Genomic DNA, 24,051 nt, shown 5'->3' on the forward strand with positions numbered 1-24,051 from the left:
AGGAGACCGCCATGTGGAACAGTTTCCTGATCTGCCTCAAAACGAACATACGAGCCAAAGCGGCGTTGTTCTGGCTGTTCGCCTTCCCGTTGATCCTCGCGACCTTGTTCAATGCGATGTTCGGTCATATCGCCGAATCCTACGAACTCGGCTCCCTGAACGTCGCCGTCGTGAAGGACGACGCATGGAGCAAGGCGGCGGGAGCGCATCTCTTCGTCGACGGCATCGCCGGACTGACCGATGGCAACGGCGGCGATGGCGAAAACGGTGGCGGCAAGGGCCTCATCACCACACGTGACGCCGCGAGCGCAAACGAAGCCGTGAAGCTTATGCGGAAGGGCACCGTGGACGGCACCATCAACGCGACCGCCGACGGCAAACTCCACCTGTCCATCAGTAAGCGGACGGCAGGCAAGGCCGACCCATCCATGGGAACCAGCTCGACGCAGATCACGCTGACCGTGCTGCGCAACCTCATCGCACGCTACAACGCCACCGACACCACCATCAGGCGCATCCTCGCCACGAATCCGCAGTCACTCACCGACCCGTCGACGCTCTCTGAACTCGGCGCCTACGATGATTACACGCGCGAGACGACCCTGACTCATTTCAAGCCTGATGCGACGGCGCGATACTTCTATGCGCTGTTCGGCATGGTAAGCCTCATGGCCATGTCGTTCGCCATCAACAGCATCACCGCCACGCAGGCTAACCTGTCGGCGCTCGGCGTCAGGCAGTCCATCAGTCCGCTGCCCAAATGGAAGCAGGTCGCGTCCGTGTTCCTCGTCAGCTGGATATGCTCGTTCGCCAGCCTGTTCGTGCTCCTGCTGTACATCCGGTACGTATGCCATATCGGCATGGGCGGGCGTGAGGCGATGGCGGTGCTCGGCATAGCGGTGGCGGCCTTCATGTCCAGCGGACTCGGTCTGTTCCTCGGCGCGATCCCCAAACTCGATGCCGGAACCAAAACGGGCATCTCCATCGCGCTGTCATGCTTCCTGTCGTTGTTCGCCGGCTTGTACGGCGTCTTCGCCATGGACCTTTCCGATTTCATCGACCGGAACATGCCGGTACTGAGCGTGCTGAACCCCGCCAAGCAGGTGACGAACCTGTTCTACGACCTCATGTACTTCGACAGCTACCGTCCGTTCTTCCAAGCGGTCGGCATCCTCACCGCGTTCGGTGCGGCATCCCTCGCCATCGCGGCCCTGCTCCTCAGGAGGCAACGCTATGACTACCTTTAAAGCCGGCTGGCGCATCGTATTCGCGCATAAGCTGTATCTGGCCATCTACATCGTCTGGCTGTACGCGATGATGGTGATGATGAGCGCCGCGGTGGTGAACAACAGCGTGCATCAAAGCGATGATGGCATCTTCTCCGAAGCCAAGGCATCGGTTGCCGTGGTGAACCGTGACGATACCGAGGCGGGGCATGAACTGGCCTCATCGTTGCGTGGGTATTTCGCCGTGTCGAACACGGTGATCGACTTGCAGGACCGTCCCACCGTTCTGCAGAACGCCGTCGCCACCGACCATGTCGATCTCATCGCTATCGTGCCGGAAGGGTACGCCTCCGATTTCATCAAGGCGTGCGAGCAGGGAACCGCGGTACCGAAAATCGGAACGGTCACCAGCTACTCGTCCGGTGCCGGCACCATGGGACGGATGGAAATCGATTCCTTCCTGAGCAATATGCGCATATCCATGACCGCCGCGAAAACGTTCGATGGTTCCGGCATGGCCAAGGCCGCGAAGCGCACGGTTGAAGACAAGCGCGCGGCCGCCGCGTCGGGGGAGAACAAGGTCGCCGTGGTGAAAGGCGATGAAGGGAAGGGCGTCGTGCCCGGACTCACCGGTTTCGCGTTCACCGTGAAACTGGTCGCCTATCTGGCCTTCACTGCCGTCACCGTGATCATCGCCGTCGTACTGTCCGCGTTCGGTGGTGCGGAACGCCGCCGTAGGCTGGATGTCACCGCGACATCGCCCAGGCGTATCGGATTGCAGCAGATACTGCTATGCGTGACGTTCTCGATGGCGGTGTGGGCGTTGTACATGCTGGTGATCTGCTGTCTGATGGCGGCGTGCGGCATGGATCTGAGAGTGATATCGGCGGGCGGTTACGCCATGGTGGCGATGGCGGTGTTCTCGGTGATCCTCGTATCCGCATGCTTCGGGTATCTGCTCTCCGCCTTTGGCATGAGCGAGAACGCGGTGAACGGTGTGGCCAATGTGGTAGGCCTCGCCATCATGTTCACCTCCGGCATGGCATTCTCCGTGTCGCTCATGCCGCAGGCGATGATCACGATCGGCAAGCTGCTGCCGGGCTGGTGGTACTGCGTGTCCATCGACAAGGCGCTCGGTGTCGGTACGGCATCCTCCGTCGACGTGGCGGGTTGGGCGTACGACACCGGATTGGTGCTGCTGTTCGGCGTCGCGTTCGTCTGCCTGGGATTGGGATTCAGCCGTCTGCGTTCCGAACGTGGCGAATAGACGTTCGATAATACGAAAAAAGGTGACCCGCCGCTGAGCGGATCACCTTTTTTCGTATGGAACGAGATCAGGCCTCGTCGTTCTGCTTCTCGGCCGGAGCGCTCAGGAAGTGCTCTTCGCCGGGCAGCACCGCGTTCAGGATCACGGCGACCACGAAGGCCACGGCGATGCAGTTCGACGCGAAGATCGACTTGAACAGGTCGGGGAAGTTCACGAAGATGTCGCTCACCTGGGTGAAGCCGATGCCGATGGTCAGCGACAGGGCCGCGATGGTGATGTTGCGCTGCGTGTACCCGGCTTCGGAGATCATCTGGAAGCCCGAAAGGATGATGTTGCCGAACATCATGATCGTGCAACCGCCGAGCACGGCCTGCGGCAGCGAGTTGAACACTTCGGCGATGGCCGGCACGAAGCTCGCGATGATCAGGATCAGACCGCCGGAAAGAATCACCTTGCGGTTGACCACTTTGGTCATGGCGACCAGACCGATGTTCTGCGCGAAGCTGGTCAGCGGCAGGCAGCCGAACAGGCCGGACACGGAGGAGATCAGGCCGTCGCCGGCGATGGCACCGGCGGTTTCACGCTCGGTGGGCAGACGGTTCAGACCCACCTTGGTCAACGCCGCGGTGTCGCCCAGCACCTCGACGGAGGACACCACGTACAGCAGCGCCAGCGAGATGATGGAACCGGGGTCGAACACCGGCTTGAACGGCATGAACTGCGGCAGGGAAAGAATGGCCAGATGCTGGAATCCGGAGAAATCGACCTTGCCCATGCAAATGGCGACCACATAGCCGACCACCAGACCGAACAGCACGGACAGCTGCTTGGCGGTGCCTTTCATCAGCAGCTGGAACGCCAGACAGGCGACCAGCGAGATCAGACCGAGCGTGAGGTTCTGCCAGGAGCCGAAGTCCTTGGCGCCGCTGCCGCCTCCGAAGCTGGTGGCGCCGACGGTGAGCAGGGAGAAACCGATCGAGGTGACGACGATCGCGGAGACGATCGGCGGCACGAAACGACGCCAATACTTGGCGGTCAGGCCGAGCACGAGTTCCAGCAGGCCGCCGACGAGGACGGCTCCGACGACCGCGCCGTAACCCTTGGAGGAGCAAATGGCGCAGGCGGCGGCGACGTAGGTGAAGGAGATGCCGGTCACCATGGGCAGTCGCGAACCGATGCGCCACGCGCCGTACAGCTGCAGGCAGGTGCCGAGGCCGGCGACCAGCAGGCCCGCCTGGATGACCGCCGCCGACTGCGCGGAATCCATCTTCGCCGCGGACGTGACGATGAAGATCGGGGCGAGGTTCGCCACGAACATCGCCATCACATGCTGCAGGCCGAACGGAATTCCCTTCCAGAACGACACCGGGGCATCCAAGGAGGTCAACGCCTCCATGGAAATGCCGCTTTTCTCTTTCTTCTCAGCCATTGTTTCCTCTCTTTTTTGACTTATGGCTTATGGGAAAACTGTGTTCGCCGCATCACCGGCCAGCACGCCGGTGGTTTTGGCGATGCCGGTACGTCAGTGACGGAATGTGATCTCACCGGTTGCGGGATCCATGGCATCGACGATGGCGAGTGAATCGACATCGTAGCCTTCGGCACGCAGCGCGTCGCCGCCACCCTGGAATCCCTTCTCCACGGCGATGCCGATGCCGGTCACGCTCGCGCCTGCCTCACGGCACAGGCCGATCAGACCGTGCAGCGCCTTGCCGTTCGCCAGAAAATCATCGATGAGCAGCACGTGCTCGCCGGCGTTCAAATACTTTTTCGACACAATGACGGGGAACTCCTTCTGCTTAGTGAAGGAATAGACGGAGGTGACGTACTGGTCGCCGTCAAGGTTGATGGACTGCGCCTTCTTGGCGAACACCACCGGCACATTGCCGAAATGCTGGGCGGCGACGCAGGCGATGCCGATGCCGGAAGCCTCGATGGTCAGGATCTTGTCGATCTTCTTGCCTGCGAAATGCTCGGCCCATGCCGCTCCCATACGGTCGAACAGGCGCACATCGCATTGGTGGTTAAGAAACGCGTCCACCTTGAGCACGTCGCCTTCCTTGACTGTTCCCTCGCTCTGAATGCGCTCTTCGAGTTCCTGCATTGATGCCTCATTTCTATCCCGGGTAGTGTGTATGCGTCGAAAGACGCCCAGTAGCTGCCACAGCTTACGCTTTTGGAATGACCAATCGCCTCGCCATGACCGTGTGATGTGGTAGTAAGGAATGCGCATAACGACGTAACCGAGTGGGATGGAGAGGAATCGGGAGTGGAACAGGAACCGGAGCTGATCGCACGTACCGCCGACGAACTCGTAGGCGATCTCAACAAGCAACAGTCCGAAGCGGTGCAGTACCGTGGTGCCGCACTGCTGATCGGCGCCGGCGCAGGATCGGGCAAGACGCGTGTGCTTACACGCCGCATCGCTTGGATTCTTAGCCAGTTCGGCGCCTGGCCAAGCCAGATTCTCGCCATCACCTTCACCAATAAGGCTGCCGCCGAGATGCGCGAGCGTCTTACCGCGCTGATCGGTCCGGTTGCGCAGCGCATGTGGGTGTCCACGTTCCATTCCGCCTGCGTGCGCATTCTGCGCCGCGATGGCAAGGCGCTTGGTCTGAAATCCGGTTTCTCCATCTATGATTCCGCCGATTCGGAGCGCTTGGTCAAGATCATCGCCACCGAGTTCAACGTGGATGTCAAGCGGTATACGCCGCGTTCGATCCTCGGACGTATCTCCGACTACAAGAACCAGCTTATCGGGTGGAGGGTGCAGCTGGCCGCGTATGCTCCGGATTTCAAACCGGGAAGCAGAAACTACAGAATCAGCAAGTTCGACAATGTCGAAGAACTGTATGCCATTATCTACGCTGAATACGAGCACCGTCTCGCCATGGCGAACGCCGTCGATTTCGACGACCTGATCGTTCGCACCGTGGAACTGCTGCGCGACCATCCCGATGTGGCCGAGTACTACCATCACAAGTTCCGTTACATTCTGGTGGACGAGTATCAGGACACCAACCACGCCCAGTATGTGCTGGTCCGCGAACTGGGAGGAGTGGATTCCTCGGAGGCGCCACAGCCGACCGCCGTCGCCGCGGGCCGTCAAGGGCCGGCCTGGATCACCGTGGTGGGCGATTCCGACCAGTCGATTTACGCTTTCCGTGGCGCGGACATCCGTAACATCCAGGATTTCGAACAGGATTTCCCGGATGCCAAGACGATTCTGCTCGAACAGAACTACCGCTCCACGCAGACCATCCTCGACGCGGCGAACGCGGTGATCGCGCATAACGAGGGTCGCAAGCCGAAGAAGCTGTGGACCGCGGTCGGCAAAGGCGAGCCGATCGTCGGCTATGCCGCCGACAACGCGCAGCAGGAGGCGGTGTGGGTCGCGTCCGAAATCGCACGCCTGCATGCCGAGGAGGGCATCGCGTATTCGGATATGGCGATCATGTACCGCGCCAACGCGCAGTCGCGTTCGTTGGAGGAGGCGTTGATCAACGCGGGACTGCCGTACCAGCTCATCGGCGGCACGAAGTTCTACGAACGTCGTGAGGTCAAGGATGCGTTGGCGTATCTGCAGGCCATCCTCAACCCGGCCGATGATGTGAACCTGCGACGCATCCTCAACGTGCCCAAGCGTGGTCTCGGTGCGCGTGCCGAAGCGATCGTGCTGGAATACGCGCGTGAGCGGGGGAGCAGCTTCTTCGACGCGTTGATGCACATGGAGCAGATCGAAGGCATGCCCACGCGTACGGCCAAGGGATTGGCGGCGTTCCGCGATCTCATGGCATCGTTGTCCGCCTTCGCGAGGGCTAACATCAATAAGCCAAGCGAGATCGTCGCCGAAGTGCTCAGCAAGTCCGGGCTGCTGGAGGAACTCCAGAAGTCGGTCGACCCGCAGGATCAGTCCCGTGTGGAGAACCTCTCCCAGCTGCAATCCACAGCCGCCGAATACGAGCAGAAGACCCCCGATGCCACGTTGGGCGGTTTTCTGGAAACCACCGCCCTGGTCGCGGATTCCGACCAGCTGCCCGACGAGAACGAGGATTCGGGCAAGGTGACGATGATGACTTTGCACACCGCCAAGGGCCTGGAATATCCGGTCGTGTTCCTCACCGGTCTCGAACAGGGCACGTTCCCGCATTCGAGGTCTTTGGAGGACACGTCGGAACTCGCGGAGGAACGCCGTCTGGCGTACGTGGGCATCACCCGCGCCAAGCGCCGCCTGTACGTCACACGCGCGGCGGTCAGGGCGCAATGGGGTCAGGCTAACGATATGTTGCCCAGCCAGTTCCTCGATGAGATTCCGGACGAACTCATCGACTGGAAGCGGCGCGAAGCCGGCTCGGAACGCATGCGCGCCGGGTGGGGCGGCGATGACGAGTTCGGCGGCTGGGAAGAGGATGATTTCCTTTCTGGTCCCGTGTTCGGGGGCGGATCGTACGGTTCCGGCTCCTCGTACGGCTCCGGGCGTTCCGGTTCGGCATCGGGCGGCTGGGGTTCGGCGGCGCCGCGCTCCGGTTCGTCGTCCCGCGGTTCCTCATACGGTTCGGGTTCCGGGTACGGTTCCTCGTCAAGGTACGGTTCGTACGGTCGCCACGGCTCGGGCTCGGCTTCGAGCTCGAACCGTTCCGGCAAGGTCAGCACGCGCCATGTCTCGCCGAAGAGCGCCCCGGCCTCGGCATTGCACAAGGACAACGGGCTGAACATCGCCGATTTCGCGGTCGGCGACCATATCACCCACGATCAGTACGGTCTGGGCAAGGTTGTGGAAGTGCAGGATAAGGGGCGTAATTCCGTGATCACCGTCGATTTCGGCACGGATGGCGTCAAACGGCTCATGCTCCGCGTCGCGCCGATCGAAAAACTGTAAACGGGAAGCCTCAAACGGCGTCGTCCCATCGTTCGCTCGTCCCCGTCCAGCCGATATGGGCGGGGATCATCATAAGTGGACGAATCCCGTAGAGAGAAGAAGGAGAGCGGGTTCCATGTACGTCGACCCGAACAGAAACACCAAGGCGGGCAACCTGCGCTGGGTGCTGCCGTATTGCAAGCCGGACTTGCCGAAAATCATCGGTTCGATCATGCTGTTCTGCGTCAACAACACCATGGCGCTCACCATTCCGCTGCTGTCCGGCCTGATCGTCGACCGTGTCATCATGCAGGGGCATGTGGATGAGCTGGGTCGGTTGTGCGCGTTGATGATCATCCTGACCATCGTGCGTGTCGGTTCCCGGTACGGATACCAGATGTGGATGGAACGATTCGGGCAGAACACGATCTACCGGCTTGTCAGCGACGAGTACGAGAAGCTGCACGAACTCGACTTCACCTACTTCAACCACACGCGTACGGGCGACATCATGAGCCGTATGACATCCGACACCGACGCCATACGCCACGCGTTGAGCTGGGTGAGCTATCAGGCGTTGGACTGCGTGGTCATGTTCGTCGGCGCCCTCGGCGTGATGTTCGCCATCGACTGGCGCCTCGCCCTCGCCCTCGCCTGCGTCACGCCGTTCATCTTCGTCCTCACGCAGGGGCTGTCCTCGCATGCGCGTCCGTTGTTCTTCGCCGTGCGCAACTCGCTCGCCTCGATGAACTCGATGGTCGAGGAGAACATCGAAGGCAACCGCGTCGTCAAGGCCTTCGTGCGCGAACCGTACGAAACCGAGAAATTCGACGAACGCAACGACGATTACATGAAGCGCAACATGGATCTCGCCCGCAACAGCCGCACGTACATGCCGTGGCTGGACGGTCTCGGATTCTCCCTGCAGCTCATCACCCTCGGGCTGGGCGGTCTGCTCGTCATCAAAGGCTATATGACGCTTGGCGACCTGGTGGCCTTCAACTCGTATCTGTGGATGCTCGACGGCCCGATCCGCCAGTCGGGATGGCTGACCAACGACTGGCAGCGGTTCAACGCATCCTGCATCAAGATCCGCAAACTACTCACCGCAGAATCGCGCATCAAAGAACGTCCGGACGCTGCCGAACGCGTCAGGAACGCGGCCGCGGGGCGCGGCGACGGCGGGGAGTCGCGGCCGAGCCGCATCGTCGGCGGCATCGATTTCGAACATGTCGGCTTCGCGTTCCCCGACGATCCATCGACGCCGATTCTCGACGATGTCGACTTCCATATCGAACCGGGCGCGAAGCTCGGCATCCTGGGGGAGACGGGCTCCGGCAAATCCACGCTCGTCAGTCTCATCTCCCGCTTCTACGATCCGACCTCCGGACGGGTGCTCATCGACGGCATCGACGCACGCGACTGGCCGCTTGCCACGCTGCGTTCCCAGGTGTGCATCGTCGCGCAGGACACGTTCCTCTTCTCCGACACCATCGTCGGCAATATCGGTTTCGGCGCCGGCGAACAACGCGAGCATGACGAGCGTTATCTGCGTCGCATGGCCGCCATCGCCGGGGCGGATGAATTCATCCGGAGCATGCCGGACGGCTATGACACCATCGTCGGTGAGCGCGGCGTCGGCCTGTCCGGCGGGCAGAAACAGCGATTGAGCCTGGCCCGCGCGTTGGCGGACGATCCGTCGATCCTCATCATGGACGACACCACCAGTGCCGTCGACATGGAAACCGAAGCGCAGATCCAACGGCATCTGAGCGAGATGGAGGGGCGCAGAACCATTGTCACGATCGCGCATCGCATCTCCTCGGTCAAGGATTCCGATCTCATCCTCGTACTCGAACACGGGCGCGTCGTGGAACGCGGCACGCACGAGGAACTGGTGGCGGCGCACGGCCGTTACTGGGAGATCTATCGCAGGCAGCTCGGCCAGCAGGCCGGTGCGCCGCAGGGATTCGAGAAGTAAGGAGGGACGATCATGGCACAACGCAACACGTTCCGTGACGACGAGGAACTTGAGGAACGGATCGATATCCACGACATCCTGCGCATCGGCATCTATCTCAAACCGTATACGGCCAAGATCGTGCGCATCCTGTGCGTGGTCGTGATGATGGGCTGCATCGCCGTGGTGGCGCCCTATCTGACCAAAATCATGATCGACAGCGCCATTCCGAACGGCGATCTGGGACTGCTCGGCAGGCTGGTCGCCGTGATGGCGGTGCTCATCGTGATCTACGAGCTCGGCTTGCGCTATCGAACCGTAGCCATCACCGAGGTCGGCCAGCTCATGCTCAAGGACATGCGGCGCGACCTCTTCACACACATCCAGACGTTGCCGTTCAGCTATTTCGATTCACGTCCGCATGGCAAGATCCTCATCCGCGTGGTGAACTATGTGAACACGCTGTCGGACACCCTGAGCTCGGGTCTGGTCAACGTGATCTCCGACGTGTTCACGTTCCTCATCACCCTCATCGTGATGTTCGTGATCGATTGGAAGCTCGCCCTGTTCAGCCTCACGCTGTTCCCGCTGCTCATCGCCTGGGTGCTGACGCTCCAGCATTTCCAGCGCCGCGCGTATCAGGTGCTCTCCAACAAGCAGAGCAATCTCAACGCGTACATCCACGAGTCGATTGCCGGCGTGAAGACCACGCAGACCTTCGCGCAGGAGGCCTCGCAGTTCAGGACCTTCCAGAAGCAGCAGGACGACGTGCGTACCGCATGGATGCGGGCGGTGCACATCCAGACGCTGATGTGGCCCGGCATCCAGACCATCTCCGTGATGACCATCACCCTGATCTACTTCGTGGGCGTCACCGGATTCGGCGCGGTGAGCGTGAGCACCGGCGTGCTCATCGCCTTCGTCGGTTACGCGAACAATTTCTGGAACCCGGTCATCAGCATCGGCAACTTCTACAATCAGCTCATCACCTGCTCCGCCTACCTCGAACGCATCTTCGAAACGCTCGACGTCAGACCCGAGATTACCGACGCCCCGAATGCCGTGGACTTGCCGCAGATCGAGGGACGCGTCGATTTCAACGATGTGGTGTTCCGCTACGAGCCGGAGGGGCGCAACATCCTCAATCTGGTCGATTTGCACGTCGAACCCGGCAGGACGATCGCGTTGGTCGGTCCGACGGGCGCAGGGAAGACCACGATCGTCAGTCTGCTCTCGCGCTTCTACGACGTTTCCGAAGGGTCGGTGACGATCGACGGGCATGACGTGCGCGACGTGACGCTTGCGAGCCTGCGCCGCCAGATGGGCGTCATGCTACAAGACACCTTCATCTTCTCCGGCAACGTGCGCGAGAACATCCGCTACGGCAGACTCGACGCCACCGATGAGGAGATCGTGGCCGCGGCCAAGGCCGTGCATGCGCATAATTTCATCATGGGGCTGCCTGACGGCTACGACACCGTGGTGGAGGAACGCGGCTCGACCCTGTCCGCCGGTCAGCGCCAGCTCATCGCCTTCGCCCGCGTGCTGCTCGCCGATCCGCGCATCCTCATCCTCGACGAGGCCACGTCGAATATCGACACCCGCACTGAGGAGGCGTTGCAGGCCGGACTGAACCATCTGCTCAAGGGGCGTACGAGCTTCATCATCGCGCACCGTCTCTCCACCATCGAGAATGCGGACGAAATCTGCTACATCGATCACGGCCGGATCGTCGAACACGGCAACCACGAGGATTTGCTCGCAGCGAAAGGCGCATACTACCGTCTGTACGAATCCCAGTACGCCATGATCAGGGCCGGGGAACAGGCCGGCGCGCGCGACTGAGGAGGCCCCGGGCGCTCCGGCGTTGGGAATGCGGCGGCATACGCGTCCCATGCTGGAGCGTCCGATACCGTAACGGTTGGTAAAAGTCAAGTCTTGTTTTCCGCGCAGCCGCTGCGCATAATGGGGAACCGTCATCGGGTCGTACCCGTGAATTCGAAACCGGTTGAAAACCGATTGATGATCCCAGAGAGAAAAAACAATGAAGAATACCGTGTTCGCTTCGCTTCCATCCGTCATCCTCGGCGCGTTGATCGCCATCGTCCCGCAGACCTTCGCCCACGCATGCATGGGACATGCCACGTTCGGCGCATGCCATTACTCCCAGCAGGCGGCCACAGGCATCGGCGTGGTCATTCTCGTGCTCGGCATCGTATCGTTCTTCGTGGCTCGCCCCATGCGCGTCGGCATCAACATCGCCATCGCAGCCGACGCGTTGCTGCTGATCGCCGTGCCGAATCTGCTGATCGGCGTATGCAAGGGGCAGATGATGCACTGCCGTATGGTCATGCTCCCCACGCTCACCGTGCTCGGCACGCTCACCATCATCTGCGCGGCGGCTGCGGCATGGGTCGAATCGCGTCCGAAGACGGTGCGCCAGTGAACTCGCATATCACGCTCCGTTCCCTTCCCGCAGAGAATCTTCGGAGAAAACCGCTGCGCACCGTGGCGTTGATCATCGTCGTCATGCTGCTCAGCGTGGCGTTGTTCGGTGGTTCGTTGCTGAGCATCAACCTCGGCAACGGCATGCGCAGCATGGAGGAGCGTCTGGGCGCCGACCTCATGGTCGTACCGCAGAACAGTGCACAGCAGGCCGAAGCCCTATTGGCCAACGGCTCGCCCGGCACGTTCTATTTCACCGAGGAGGCCGCTTCGGCGGTAGCCAAGGCCGATGGTGTTGCGCAATTCACCGAACAGGTGTACATCTCATCGTTGGCGGCCGCGTGCTGCGCTTCGAAACTGCAGATCATCGGCTATGATCCGTCCACCGATTTCGTGATCCAGCCGTGGTTGTCGTCGCAATTCGACGGTGAGGTGAAGGACGGCCAAATCGTGGCGGGAGCCGGCGTGAACGTGTCGTCCGACGGCACCATCGAACTGTACGGCCGCACATGGCCCGTGGTTGCCCAGCTTGCCAGCACCGGAACCAGTCTTGACAATTCCGTGTTCATCAACCGCGCCACCATTCCCAGCATGGTCGAGGCCTCCGCCCAGGTATCCCATCGGGTCATGCCCGAACAGTATGAGAAGAAGGCCGTCTCCGCCGTGCTCATCAAGGTCGCCGACGGTTATGATCCTCATACCGTGGCCGAATCGATCACCAAACTCGATCCCTCCTATAAGAGTCTTGGCTTCGTCTATCCGGGTGGCATCACATCCTCCGCCAAGGCCTCGCTCGGTTCCCTGGTGGGCTATACCGCGATATTCGTGGCGGTGTTGTGGGTCATGGGCGTCATCGTGCTGCTTGTGGTGTTCTTCTCGTCGGTGAACGAGCGGAAACGCGAGTTCGCGTCGCTGCGCATCATGGGGGCGACGCGCGGCATGCTGCGCGGCGTGATCGCGCGGGAGGCTCTCATCGTCTCGCTTGCCGGAGGCGTCACCGGCGTGGCGTTGGCGTCGCTGTTCGTATTCCCCTTCAGCAGCCTGATCGGCAGGCAGCTGCAACTGCCGTATCTGCAGGCCGGCCCCTTGGCGGTCATCGGCATGATTGCGGTTTCGGTGCTGTGCACGGTGGTCGTTTGCATGGGAGCGTCCATGCTGGCGATGTGCAAACTCGCCAGGCCGGAAGCGTACGTGACCCTTCGGGAAGGACAATGACATGGGTGTGGAACAGACGGAACGAAAGCATCTGTTGGTCGTCGACGATCTGACCAGGCGTTTCCGCCGTCGAGGCAAGGATTTCGACGCGGTCAGCCATGTCGATCTGGTCATGGACGAAGGTGATTTCGTCGCCATCGTCGGCAGGTCCGGTAACGGCAAGAGCACGCTGATCTCCATGATCGCAGGTCTGATCGAGCCGACATCCGGCACCGTGCGCGTGGATGGCGAGATCGTCGGCAGGATGGACGACCGTACGTTGTCGCGATTGCGCAACCAAACCATCGGCTTCGTCATGCAAAGCCAAACGTTGCTGTCCAACCTCACCGTACTCGACAATGTGGTGCTGCCCGCCACATTATTCGACGATGCCGCAGGCGCGGCCGGGCCGGCCGCGCAAAGTGACGTATCCGGGGGAGAAGCGTCCGATGCCATGCCCGAAGACGCCATCACCCCCGACCCGCTCAACGAACGTGCCATGGCGCTGCTTGAACGTCTCGGCGTCGCCGACCTCGCCGGCAGCTATCCCAAGGAACTTTCCGGTGGTGAAATGCGGCGCGTGTCGATCGCGCGGGCGTTGATGAACGGGCCGCGGCTGCTCATCGCCGACGAGCCCACGGGTGATCTCGACCAGGAAAGCACGGAGGTCGTCATGAATCTGCTGCGCGGTCTGGCCGACGAGGGGACCGCGGTCCTCATGGTCACCCATGATTCCGAGGCGCTCGGCTACGCCGACTACGCGCTTCGCATGGACGCCGGCGTGCTGTCCCGCCCCTGAGTGTATGCTGGTCGATTGGTGTCTGCCGCAAGCGGATGCCATCTGGAGTCTTAGCCCATCAACGGGTCGACGGTTCCTTGGAACCGCTCGTGTTCGCACGACGAAGCGTTGGAGAGGCCTGGCTCAACGCCGATGTCTTCGACTCGGCGTTCCGTTCAAATAACGACAGAAGGATTAATTACCATGACGAACGTTCAGCGTTCTCGCCGTCAGGTGCGTCTTTCCCGCGCCCTCGGCATTGCTCTGACCCCCAAGGCTCAGCGCATCTTCGAAAAGCGTCCGTACGCTCCCGGTGAGCACGGCCGCACCCGTCGCCGCACCGAGTCCGATTACGCGGTGCGTCTGCGCGAGAAGCAGCGTCTGCGCGCACAGTACGGCCTGTCCGAGAAGCAGCTCCGTGCAGTGTACGAGAAGGGCACCAAGACCTCCGGCCAGACCGGTAACGCCATGCTGCAGGATCTCGAGGTCCGCCTCGACAACCTGGTGCTGCGCGCTGGTTTCGCCCGTACCACCGCTCAGGCCCGCCAGTTCGTGGTGCACCGTCACATCCTCGTTGACGGCAACATCGTGAACCGCCCGTCCTACCGCGTCAAGCCTGGCCAGACCATTCAGGTCAAGGCCAAGAGCCAGACCATGGAGCCGTTCCAGGCCGCCGCCGAAGGCGTCCACCGCGACGTTCTGCCGCCGGTCCCGGGCTACCTCGACGTGAACCTGGCCTCCCTGAAGGCCACCCTGACCCGCAAGCCGGAAGCCGAAGAGGTGCCGGTGCAGGTCAACATCCAGTACGTGGTCGAATTCTACGCCCGCTGATCCGGGCCCACTTCTGTATTCATTACAGTCAAGGACATACCGTTCGAACCCCGCTCCCGTCTTGGGACGCGGGGTTTCCGCGTTTTCGGGGAGCCAAAGACGGTCTGTGGGGCGTCCGGCGGCGCCATACGCCGGTGTGGGTAGCATAGGTGACATGATTATCCACTTGCATCTCGTCCGTCATGGGCAGACGTTTTATAACCGTTACAACAAACTGCAGGGGTGGTCGAACTCCCCGCTGACCGAATCCGGCCTGGCAGACGCCGACAAGGCGGGGGAGCGGCTCTCCGGCATGGTCTTCGCCGCGGCCTACTGTTCCGACACCACACGCGCCATGACAACCGCCGAACGCATTCTCGACATCAACGAACACAACGGGAATCCTCGTCCCGAGTTGATTTGCGACATGCATTTCCGCGAACAGTTCTACGGGTATTTCGAAGGCATCGATATGAGTCAGGCATGGTATGCCGCGGGCGGCCCGCACGGCGTGAAGACCTATAACGAAATCGTCGATAAGTACGGTCTCGCCGCCACGCGCGACTGGCTGAAGGACGCCGACCCGTTCCACGACGCCGAATCCGATGCCGAATACTGGCGGCGTGTCGAGGGCGCGTTCACGTTGATCGCATCCAACGCCGCGTTGAAGGACGGCGACGATGTGCTGCAGATCAGCCACGGCAATACGCTGCTGAGCCTCGGCCATCGTTTCGGTGGCAACGATCTCGATCTGAGCGAACGCCCCGCCAACGGATCCATCACCGATATCGACTTCGACACGACCAAGCCCTTCGATGAGGCGTTGACCATCGTATCGTATGGCAAATGACAGTTAGCCTGCCTATGTCAGGCACCGTGTCGGACATTCGTGGCGGGACGGCGTCTTCGACAAAGCGGCACGTAGTGCTACTCTTGTGCGGGTAACTGATTACACAGGAGGCGCACTATGGGTGTTGGAGAGATCGCGGGCCTGATCGCCGCGATTGCGTTCGCCGTGCTGGCGGGATTCATGATCTACCCTCTGATCCGTCTGGGCAAGCTGTTCGACCAGATCGCGATCACGGTCAAGGAATCCGGCGACCATGCCATTCCGGCGCTTGATGAGGGCGTCACCACGGTACGTCAGGTCAACAAGTCGTTGGAGGATGCCAACCGCATTTCCGCCGCCGCTTCGACCACCGCCACCAATGTCGGCGCACTGGTCGACCTGTACGGCTCCTTCCTCGGCAAGCCGGTCATCAAGGCGGCCTCCGCCGTCTATGCAGCCAAGTCCACTGTCCGTTCCTTCCTCAACAAGCAGGGCGGAACCGCGGCCAAGGGGGAGTGATGTTCAAGCGATTGTTCTGGATGTCCGTCGGTTTCTGCTGCGGCGTATACACCGTGATGAAGGCGCAGGCCTACGTGAAGGCCAACACGCCGGCACCGGCGCGGCAGGCCCTGTTCGGCCCTGATATCGACAACGTGGGCCTGCGCACGCTGCAGGGCATGCTCCAGGAGTTCAACGAGACGCGTAAAAGCCGCGAAGCCGAGCTCAACAAGCAGTACGCCGACCGCCTGCGCTGATTCAATCCATACTTTTTCTCATAAGTCCAAACAGGGGGCGCAAGTGCGCCCTCGCACCAATCACAAGGAGTCCATTCGCCAATGCGAACCTCAGAAATAGCGAAGCGCTATCTCGACTATTTTGCCGCGCATGACCATCTGGTCGTTCCCTCGGCATCGCTGATCTCACCGAACCCGACCACGCTGTTCACCATCGCAGGCATGGTCCCGTTCATCCCCTATCTGATGGGTGAGCAGACAGCCCCGCATCCGCGTATGGCCTCGAACCAGAAGTGCGTGCGCACCCTGGATATCGACGAGGTCGGCAAGACCACCCGTCACGGCACCTTCTTCCAGATGCTTGGCAACTTCTCCTTCGGCGATTACTTCAAGGAGGAGGCCATCCACTATGCGTACGAGCTGCTGACCACCCCGCAGGACAAGGGCGGTTACGGCTTCGACCCGGAGAAGCTGTGGATGACCACCTTCACCGACGATGAGGAAGCGCGCTCGATGTGGAAGAACGAGGGCGTCGACCCCGAGCATATCCAGATCATGGGTATGGAAGACAACTTCTGGACCACCGGTGGCCCCGGCCCTGGCGGTCCGTGCTCCGAGATCTATGTGGACCGCGGCCCCGAGTTCGGCGTTGAAGGCGGCCCGATCGCCGACGAGAACCGATACATCGAGATCTGGGATCTCGTGTTCGAAAACTACGAGGTCGACAACGTCAAGTCCAAGACCGACCTGCATATCGTGGGCGAACTGGAGAACAAGAACATCGATACCGGTGCCGGTTTGGAACGTCTCGCCTACCTGATGCAAGGCAAGAACAACATCTACGAGACCGATGAGGTCTACCCGGTCATCGAGGCCGCCGAGCGCCTGTCCGGTCACAAGTACGGCGAGAACGAGGCCCTTGACGTCAAGTTCCGCGTCGTGGCCGATCACGTGCGCTCCGCCCTGATGATCATGTCCGACGGCGTGCGCCCGAGCAACACCGGCCGCGGCTACGTCCTGCGTCGCCTCCTGCGTCGTACCGTCAAGGCCATGCGTGCCCTCGGTGTCCAGGAAGCCGTCATGCCGACCCTGTTCCCGACGTCCAAGGCCGCCATGGAAGCCTCCTACCCGGAGCTCAACAAGACCTTCCACGACGTGAGCGAGGCCGCGTACGGCGAGGAGGACACTTTCCTGCGCACCCTCGAATCCGGCACCGAGATCTTCGACATGGCCGTCAACAAGGCCAAGGAATCCGGTAAGGATGTCGTTTCCGGCGCCGACGCCTTCAAGCTACACGACACCTACGGCTTCCCGATCGAGCTCACGCTCGAAATGGCTGAGGAGCAGGGCGTGAAGGTCGATGAGGCCAAGTTCCGCGAGCTCATGGCCGAGCAGAAGAGCCGTGCCCGTGCCGACGCCCTCAAGAAGCGCCACAACGTGGATCTGTCCGTGTACGACGATTTCAAGAAGACGCTCGTCAAGCCGATCGACTTCCTGGGCTACACCGACTTCTCCGCCCGCGCCACCGTGCTCGGCATCATGCAGGAGGGCAAGGGTTCCGTCCCCGCCGTCACCGGCCCGGCCAACATCGAGGTCATCCTCGACCGTACCCCGTTCTACGCGGAGGCCGGTGGACAGCTCGCCGATCAGGGTGAGATCCTGTCCGACGACGGGGCGGTGCTTGAGGTCGACGATGTGCAGAAGCCGATCAAGGATCTCATCGTCCACCAGTGCCGTCTGACCGAAGGTACCTTGGTGGTCGGAACCCAGGTGAACGCCAACATCGACCTGAACCGTCGTGGCGCGATCGCCCGCTCCCACACCGCCACGCACATGGTGCACAAGGCGCTGCGCGAGGAGCTCGGCCCGCAGGCCACCCAGCGTGGCTCCGAGGACGCCCCGAACCGTCTGCGCTTCGACTTCCAGTGGTCCAGCGCACCGTCAAAGCAGGTGATGAGCGCCGTGGAGGCACGCGTCAATGATCGTCTGCGCGACAATCTCGCCGTCACCACCAAGGAAATGAAGTTCGATGACGCCATCGCCTTGGGTGCCATGCACCTGTTCGGCGAGAAGTACGGCGATATCGTGCGTGTGGTCTCCATCGGCGAGGACGGGTGGAGCCGTGAGCTGTGCGGTGGCACCCACGTCGACCATGTCGGCAAGATCGGTGCGATCAACATCATGTCCGAGGCTTCCGTCGGCTCCGGCGTGCGCCGTGTCGACGCCGTCGTGGGCGCTGGTGCGTACGAGTACAACGCCCGCGAGCATGCGCTGGTTTCGCAGCTGAGCGACAAGCTCAACGCCCGTCCGGACGAGCTCGCCGAGCGCGTGAACACGCTGCTCGCCAAGCTGAAGGAATCCGATCGCCGTCTCGCCGCCATGTACGAGGATCAGCTGGCGGCCATGGTGCCGCAGCTGGTGGAGGACACCAGAAACTCCGCGGCATCCGTGAAGGTCGCTGTCAGGAACGTCGGCCACTTCGGTTCCTTCGATGCGCTGCGCAAGATCGTTCTGGACGTGCGTGCACGTCTCGGCGAGGATGCGCCCGTGGTGGTCGCCCTGGCCGGTGTGAGCGCCGACGACAAGACCATGGTGGCGGTCGCCACCAACGCGGCTGCGCGTGATCTCGGCATCAAGGCCGGCGATCTGGTCCGTGGCGCGTCCAAGATGCTCGGCGGCGGTGGCGGCGGCAAGCCGGACTTCGCCCAGGGCGGCGGCACCGACGCCTCGAAGATCGACGAGGCGCTCAAGGCGCTCGAAGCCCAGGCTGTGAAGGGCTGAACCCACAGGCATGACCTGGTTGGGTATTGATTTAGGTGACGCTCGGGTCGGACTGGCTTTGTCCGACCCGGAGCTCACCTTTGCGCATCCGATCGGCAACATCCAGGTGCATGGCGATTCATTCCGCGCCATCGAGGATGTGATCTACACGATCGAGGACGAGGACGTCGATCACGTCATCGTCGGATTACCGTTGTTGCTCAGTGGGGAAGAGGGCAAAAGCGCGAAGAAGGCCCGTCGGTGGGCGAATAATCTCGCCAAGCGGATCGGTGCATACATGGAGACCGGCGAAACCGCTTTGGAACGGGTGCCTGAGATAGAATTGATGGATGAACGGCTGACGACGGTGAGCGCACACCGTCAGCTCAGACAGGCGAATATTGCAGAGAGAGGGCACAGACCCGTAGTTGACCAACAGTCCGCTGTTGTGATTTTGCAAGCCGCATTGGATAAGAGGAAGTAACACAGGAGAAGTAATGGCAGATAATTTCAACGATTACTTCGAGGAGAACACGCAGTGGGTGACGGGCAATTCGGCGGCTCCCGTCGTGGAACCACCGAAACCGCCGAAGTCCCGCCGCGAAATGCGCAAGCGCCGTAAGAACAGGCAGCGTAAGCGTTGGCTGATCGCCGTAATCGTCATCGTCGTTTTGGGTCTCGTGGGATCGGGCGTGTATTTCGGCGTACGGCATATCAGCGCCGTCCGTGCGCAGAATGAGGTGAATGCGCGTCTGACGGAGGATTACGAGGGGCCGGGAACCGGGCAGGTGTCGTTCACCGTGGAATCCGGTGAAGACGCCCTGACCATCGGCAGGAAGCTTGTCAAGGCGGGGGTCGTGAAGTCCGCCGAGGCGTTCGCGAACGTGGTCGGCGCCAACAACGTCAACCTGTACCCCGGAACCTTCGAGCTGAAGAAGCACATGAGCAACGCCGATGCCATGAAGATCCTTTCGGATACGAGCAACGCGAAGGGCTTCTTCGATGTGAAGGCCGGCGAACGCGTCTCCGACGTCATCAAGGGTGCGGCCGAGATGAGTGGCATCGCCGAATCCGATTTCCAATCCATCGTGGACGGCGACGGTTCCGGCATCCTGCCCTCCGAGGCGAACGACAAGTTCGAAGGCTGGCTTGAACCGGGGCAGTACGACATCAAGTCGAAGACCTCCGCGAAGGAGATCCTCAAGATGATGGTCGATCGTCGCATCGCGAAGCTTGATTCGCTTGGGGCCCCCACCGGTTCCGAACGCGAGAAGATCCTCAACATGGCGTCCATCGCCGAAGCCGAAGTGAATCAGAAGGACGATTACGGCAAGGTGGTCCGCGTGATCCTGAACCGTCTCGCCAAGGACATGACTCTCGGCATGGATTCCACCGTGGCATACGGCAACAACGTCAAGTCCTCCCAGATCACCCAGAAGATGCTGGACGACTCCTCGAACAAGTTCAACACCCGCATCCAGAAGGGGCTTCCCCCCACGCCGATTTCGAATCCCGGCGATTCGGCCATTCAGGCGGCGCTCGATCCGCCGCAAGGCAATTGGCTGTACTTCGTCACCACGGATCTGAGCTCCGGCACGACCGAATTCACGGATAACGCCGACGAATTCGACAAGCTGGTGCAGAAGTACAAGGCGAACAACAAGAACGCCAACTGATCGGTTGCCTCACCATGAAGGCGGTGCCCCTCAACCGGGGGGGGCACCGCCTTCATGCATTTGCGCGCGTGGAATTGGGTGCGGCAACATGTTGACGACATGCGGGGAAGAGGCGTGACGAATCCGGGAACATCTCCCTGCACGCCGTCAAAGCATCGTCCCCACGACGACCGCGATGATGGCCGCGGCGACGATGACCGGGATGAACGGCATGCCGCCGCGTCTGTCGAATCTCCGGCCCATACCTCCGCCGTTTCCGCCGTTTGCGCCGCCAGCGGCGAAACGGTTCCAGCACCAGATGAACGGTAGTCCAAACACTCCTATGGCGAGCCACCACACGAGTATGGCCCGCAGCCCAAGCGTTCCCACGGCGAGCCCGAGAGGGATCATCGCCAATGCGTCCACGGCGTTCACGCCGCCCGCCCTCACGGCTGAAAGCAAGGCCAACACTCCGGCGCACAATGCGGTGAACAACACCGATTGCAGAATCAGGAAGAACGAATTGGCGATCGTCGCGGCGATGACGTCGGAGACGAGTTGCGCCAGCGATCCGACGACTATCCAGGAGGGGCGCACGCGTCGTCCGCGCACGTCCTTGACGCCGATCGCAAGCCCACATAGCAAACTCGGCAGGTAGAACAGGTATGGCATGCCTTAACATTAACCCAGTTATTTGCGAGTGAAAGGGAAACGTATGTTGCGTTGGCAGACGGCAGGTGAATCGCATGGCGAGGCGCTGGTGGCGATGATCGAGGGATTGCCCTCCGGCGTCGAGGTCACGAGCGGCGACGTGGTGGATGCCCTTGCCCGGCGTCGTCTCGGTTATGGCCGTGGCGCACGCATGAAGTTCGAGCAGGACAAGGTACGTCTGCTCACCGGTGTTCGTCACGGACGCACGCTCGGCACCCCGATCGCCGTCGAGATCGCCAACACCGAATGGCCCAAGTGGACCGAGGTCATGAGCGCCGACCCGCTCGACCATGAGCTGCCGCGCGAAGGCCGCAACGCCGCGCTCAGCCGTCCGCGTCCCGGTCACGCCGATCTGACCGGTATGCGCAAATACGCTTTCGACGATGCGCGTCCGGTGCTGGAGCGTTCCTCCGCACGTGAGACCGCGTCCCGTGTGGCGCTCGGTGCCATCGCCGCTGATTTCCTGGAGCAGGCCTTCGGCATCCGCACCGTCTCCCATGTGCTGTCCATCGGAGGTGTCGGCATCGAGGACCGCACCACGGCGACGCTCCCGACCCCCGACGACCTTGAGGCTTTGGACGCCTCTCCGGTGCGCACCCTCGACAAGGGAGCCGAAGCGCGTATGATCGCCCGCATCGATGAAGCCAAGGCGAACTCCGACACCCTCGGTGGTGTGATCGAGGTCATCGCCTACGGTGTTCCGGCGGGCATCGGCACCTACGTGGAATCCGACCGTCGTCTCGATGCGGCTCTGGCAAGCGCCGTCATGGGCGTGCAGGCCATCAAGGGTGTCGAAATCGGCGATGGCTTCCTTGAGGCTGAGCGTCCCGGATCCGAAGCGCACGACGAGATGGTCATGAAGGACGGGCATATCGCGCGCGTGAGCAATCGTGCGGGCGGCATCGAAGGCGGCATGTCGAACGGTCAGCCGATCGTCATCCGCGCGGCGATGAAGCCGATTCCCTCCATTCCGAAGGCGTTGCGCACGGTGGACGTGCTCACCGGCGAGGCCGCGCAGGCCATCAACCAGCGTTCCGATTCCACCGCCGTGCCGGCCGCAGCCGTTGTGGCCGAGGCCATGGTCCGTCTGACCATCGCCAAGTACGCGCTGGAGAAGTTCGGCGGCGACAGCGTCGAGGAGACGCGCCGCAACTGCGAGTCCTATCTCGCCTCCTGGCCGGAGCACATGCGGTGAGCGGCGAAAGGACCATGCCGGTGGCCGTCCTCATCGGCATGATGGGGGCGGGCAAGACCCGTGTGGGTAAGGAAGTCGCCCATATCATGAATCTGCCGTTCGCGGACGCCGATGTGTGCATCGAACGTGAAGTGGGCATGAGCATCCCCGAATTCTTCGAGCGTGAAGGCGAGCCGGAATTCCGCAAGGTCGAGGCCGACCTCATCGCCGACATGCTGGAGGATTTCGACGGCATCTTCTCACTGGGCGGCGGCGCTCCCATGACGCCGTCCACGAGGGACGCGCTGGCCGATTACATCAGCCGCGGCGGACGCGTCGTATATCTGGACGCCGACCCCGAGGAAGCCATGGAACGCGCCAATCGCGGCGGAGGGCGACCGATGCTCAACGGTGATGCCGACGCTCGTTGGAGGAAACTGTATGCGGAACGCGATCCCGTGTTCCGCAAGGTCGCGAACGTGCGCGTACGCACGCAAGGACTGACGCCGCAAATGGCGGCGAGAAAGGTCATGGATATGATCCGCGAACGTATGGTGCATGTCACCGGGGCGGGAATCGAGCCGTATGACGTGTGCATCGGCGAAGGTGCGATGAACCATCTGCCCGAAGTGCTGGGGGATGGCCCGGTGCGTGTGGCCCTGATCCACACCCAGCCGGTGCAGCGGCACAGCGATCATGCACGTACCCTGCTGCGTCAGGCTGGTTACACGGTGTCCGACATCGTGGTGCCGGACGCCGAGGCCGGCAAGACCGTGGACGTGGCCAACGGTGTGTGGCGTCGTATGGGCGATGAGGGTTTCACCCGTTCCGATGCGATCGTCGGGCTTGGCGGGGGAGCGGCCACCGATCTGGCCGGTTTCATCGCCGCGACTTGGATGCGCGGCATCCGTTACGTGAACTGCCCGACGTCCCTGCTGGCCATGGTCGATGCATCCACGGGCGGTAAGACCGGCATCAACACCGAGGCCGGCAAGAATCTGGTCGGCTCGTTCTACACGCCGGCCGGCGTGCTCGCCGACATGCGCACCCTCGTCACGTTGCCGAATGACATCTTCATCGAAGGATTGGGCGAGGTCGCCAAGTCCGGTTTCATCATGGATCCGGAGATCCTGCAGATCCTTGAGGATCACGCTGATGAATTGCGTGCCTTCGACGGGGCGACGTTCCTGGATTCCGGCCTGAAGGATGTGGTTGCGGAGCTCATCGAACGTACCGTGGGCGTGAAGGCCTACCATGTGTCCGCCGATCTCAAGGAGGCGGGGCTGCGTGAATTCCTGAACTATGGCCATACGCTCGCCCATGCCATCGAGAAACTCGAGCATTTCCGCTGGCGCCATGGCAACGCGGTGGCCGTCGGATGCGTGTATGCGGCGGAGCTGTCGCACCTGCTGGGCTACATCGATCAGGATCTGGTGGATTACCATCGTTCGTTGCTCGGCTCCCTCGGTCTGCCGACCTCGTGGAGCAACGGCTCGTGGGATGACGTGCTCGCGTTGATGCACAAGGACAAGAAGGCGCGTGGCAACACGCTTCGCTTCGTCGTACTCGACGGGATCGGGCATCCGATTCATCTTGAGGACCCGCCCGCGGATGCCGTCGAAGAGGCGTTCCGCCGGATCCAGCGATAGG

Annotated in this window: 20 protein-coding genes; 17 read left to right on the forward strand and 3 right to left on the reverse strand. The window is 61.8% G+C overall.

What is annotated here, in order from left to right; genetic code table 11:
* Window positions 1-11: 11 nt before the first annotated feature.
* A complete protein-coding gene (locus tag BUB29_RS04885; RefSeq protein WP_033523507.1) occupies window positions 12-1,247 on the forward strand; it encodes an ABC transporter permease in 1,236 nt (411 codons plus the stop codon).
* Window positions 1,234-2,493 (forward strand): ABC transporter permease, encoded by a 1,260-nt coding sequence (locus tag BUB29_RS04890; RefSeq protein WP_033523508.1) that lies wholly within the window; start codon window positions 1,234-1,236, stop codon window positions 2,491-2,493. Before BUB29_RS04885 ends, BUB29_RS04890 begins: the two co-directional genes overlap by 14 nt.
* Window positions 2,494-2,560: 67 nt before the next feature.
* On the opposite strand, the gene BUB29_RS04895 is transcribed toward BUB29_RS04890, so the two are convergent.
* Window positions 2,561-3,922: a nucleobase:cation symporter-2 family protein gene (locus BUB29_RS04895; protein ID WP_033523509.1), complete on the reverse strand. Its 1,362-nt coding sequence runs from the start codon at window positions 3,920-3,922 to the stop codon at window positions 2,561-2,563.
* Window positions 3,923-4,015: 93 nt separating this feature from the next.
* The gene (locus BUB29_RS04900) at window positions 4,016-4,597 is read right to left on the reverse strand and encodes a xanthine phosphoribosyltransferase (protein WP_033523510.1); all 582 of its coding nucleotides are present in this window, start codon (window positions 4,595-4,597) and stop codon (window positions 4,016-4,018) included.
* Window positions 4,598-4,762: 165 nt separating this feature from the next.
* On the opposite strand from BUB29_RS04900, the gene BUB29_RS04905 reads away from it, so the two are divergent.
* From BUB29_RS04905 to mltG, 13 genes are all read left to right on the forward strand, one after another.
* Window positions 4,763-7,372, forward strand: a complete 2,610-nt coding sequence (locus BUB29_RS04905) for an ATP-dependent helicase (RefSeq protein WP_033523511.1) — start codon at window positions 4,763-4,765, stop codon at window positions 7,370-7,372.
* A gap of 115 nt (window positions 7,373-7,487) precedes the next feature.
* A complete protein-coding gene (locus BUB29_RS04910) occupies window positions 7,488-9,332 on the forward strand; it encodes an ABC transporter ATP-binding protein (protein ID WP_033523512.1) in 1,845 nt (614 codons plus the stop codon).
* A gap of 12 nt (window positions 9,333-9,344) precedes the next feature.
* Complete coding sequence (locus tag BUB29_RS04915; RefSeq protein WP_033523514.1) at window positions 9,345-11,156, forward strand: ABC transporter ATP-binding protein; 1,812 nt, start codon at window positions 9,345-9,347, stop codon at window positions 11,154-11,156.
* A gap of 199 nt (window positions 11,157-11,355) precedes the next feature.
* The gene (locus tag BUB29_RS04920; RefSeq protein WP_033523515.1) at window positions 11,356-11,757 is read left to right on the forward strand and encodes a DUF4418 family protein; all 402 of its coding nucleotides are present in this window, start codon (window positions 11,356-11,358) and stop codon (window positions 11,755-11,757) included.
* Entirely contained in the window at window positions 11,754-12,971 is a 1,218-nt protein-coding gene (locus tag BUB29_RS04925) for an ABC transporter permease (protein ID WP_033523516.1), read from the forward strand. Before BUB29_RS04920 ends, BUB29_RS04925 begins: the two co-directional genes overlap by 4 nt.
* A 1-nt stretch (window position 12,972) precedes the next feature.
* Window positions 12,973-13,749, forward strand: coding sequence for an ABC transporter ATP-binding protein (locus BUB29_RS04930; RefSeq protein WP_033523518.1), 777 nt, complete (start codon window positions 12,973-12,975; stop codon window positions 13,747-13,749).
* Between the two features lie 183 nt (window positions 13,750-13,932).
* The gene (gene rpsD, locus BUB29_RS04935; RefSeq protein ID WP_033523519.1) at window positions 13,933-14,559 is read left to right on the forward strand and encodes a 30S ribosomal protein S4; all 627 of its coding nucleotides are present in this window, start codon (window positions 13,933-13,935) and stop codon (window positions 14,557-14,559) included.
* A 154-nt stretch (window positions 14,560-14,713) separates the two neighbouring features.
* The gene (locus BUB29_RS04940; RefSeq protein ID WP_033523520.1) at window positions 14,714-15,388 is read left to right on the forward strand and encodes a histidine phosphatase family protein; all 675 of its coding nucleotides are present in this window, start codon (window positions 14,714-14,716) and stop codon (window positions 15,386-15,388) included.
* 117 nt (window positions 15,389-15,505) lie between these two features.
* Entirely contained in the window at window positions 15,506-15,886 is a 381-nt protein-coding gene (locus tag BUB29_RS04945) for a DUF948 domain-containing protein (RefSeq protein ID WP_033523522.1), read from the forward strand.
* Window positions 15,886-16,122, forward strand: coding sequence for a hypothetical protein (locus BUB29_RS04950; RefSeq protein WP_033523523.1), 237 nt, complete (start codon window positions 15,886-15,888; stop codon window positions 16,120-16,122). The genes BUB29_RS04945 and BUB29_RS04950 overlap by 1 nt, the downstream gene beginning before the upstream one ends.
* An 81-nt stretch (window positions 16,123-16,203) precedes the next feature.
* Window positions 16,204-18,882 carry an alanine--tRNA ligase gene (gene alaS / locus BUB29_RS04955; RefSeq protein WP_033523524.1) on the forward strand — a complete coding sequence of 893 codons (2,679 nt, stop codon included), beginning with the start codon at window positions 16,204-16,206 and terminating at the stop codon, window positions 18,880-18,882.
* Window positions 18,883-18,892: 10 nt separating this feature from the next.
* Entirely contained in the window at window positions 18,893-19,345 is a 453-nt protein-coding gene (ruvX, locus tag BUB29_RS04960; RefSeq protein WP_033523525.1) for a Holliday junction resolvase RuvX, read from the forward strand.
* Window positions 19,346-19,358: 13 nt separating this feature from the next.
* A complete protein-coding gene (gene mltG, locus BUB29_RS04965) occupies window positions 19,359-20,537 on the forward strand; it encodes an endolytic transglycosylase MltG (RefSeq protein ID WP_033523526.1) in 1,179 nt (392 codons plus the stop codon).
* Window positions 20,538-20,684: 147 nt separating this feature from the next.
* Here the strand turns inward: mltG and BUB29_RS04970 are convergent, their stop codons facing one another.
* A complete protein-coding gene (locus BUB29_RS04970) occupies window positions 20,685-21,188 on the reverse strand; it encodes a hypothetical protein (RefSeq protein WP_033523527.1) in 504 nt (167 codons plus the stop codon).
* Window positions 21,189-21,231: 43 nt separating this feature from the next.
* On the opposite strand from BUB29_RS04970, the gene aroC reads away from it, so the two are divergent.
* Together aroC and BUB29_RS04980 are read left to right on the forward strand one after the other, a co-directional pair.
* Window positions 21,232-22,422 (forward strand): chorismate synthase, encoded by a 1,191-nt coding sequence (gene aroC, locus BUB29_RS04975; RefSeq protein ID WP_033523528.1) that lies wholly within the window; start codon window positions 21,232-21,234, stop codon window positions 22,420-22,422.
* A gap of 14 nt (window positions 22,423-22,436) precedes the next feature.
* Window positions 22,437-24,050: a bifunctional shikimate kinase/3-dehydroquinate synthase gene (locus tag BUB29_RS04980; RefSeq protein WP_033523529.1), complete on the forward strand. Its 1,614-nt coding sequence runs from the start codon at window positions 22,437-22,439 to the stop codon at window positions 24,048-24,050.
* Window position 24,051: the final 1 nt, after the last annotated feature.

The organism is Bifidobacterium merycicum DSM 6492, assembly GCF_900129045.1.
Taxonomy (GTDB): Bacteria; Actinomycetota; Actinomycetes; order Actinomycetales; family Bifidobacteriaceae; genus Bifidobacterium; species Bifidobacterium merycicum.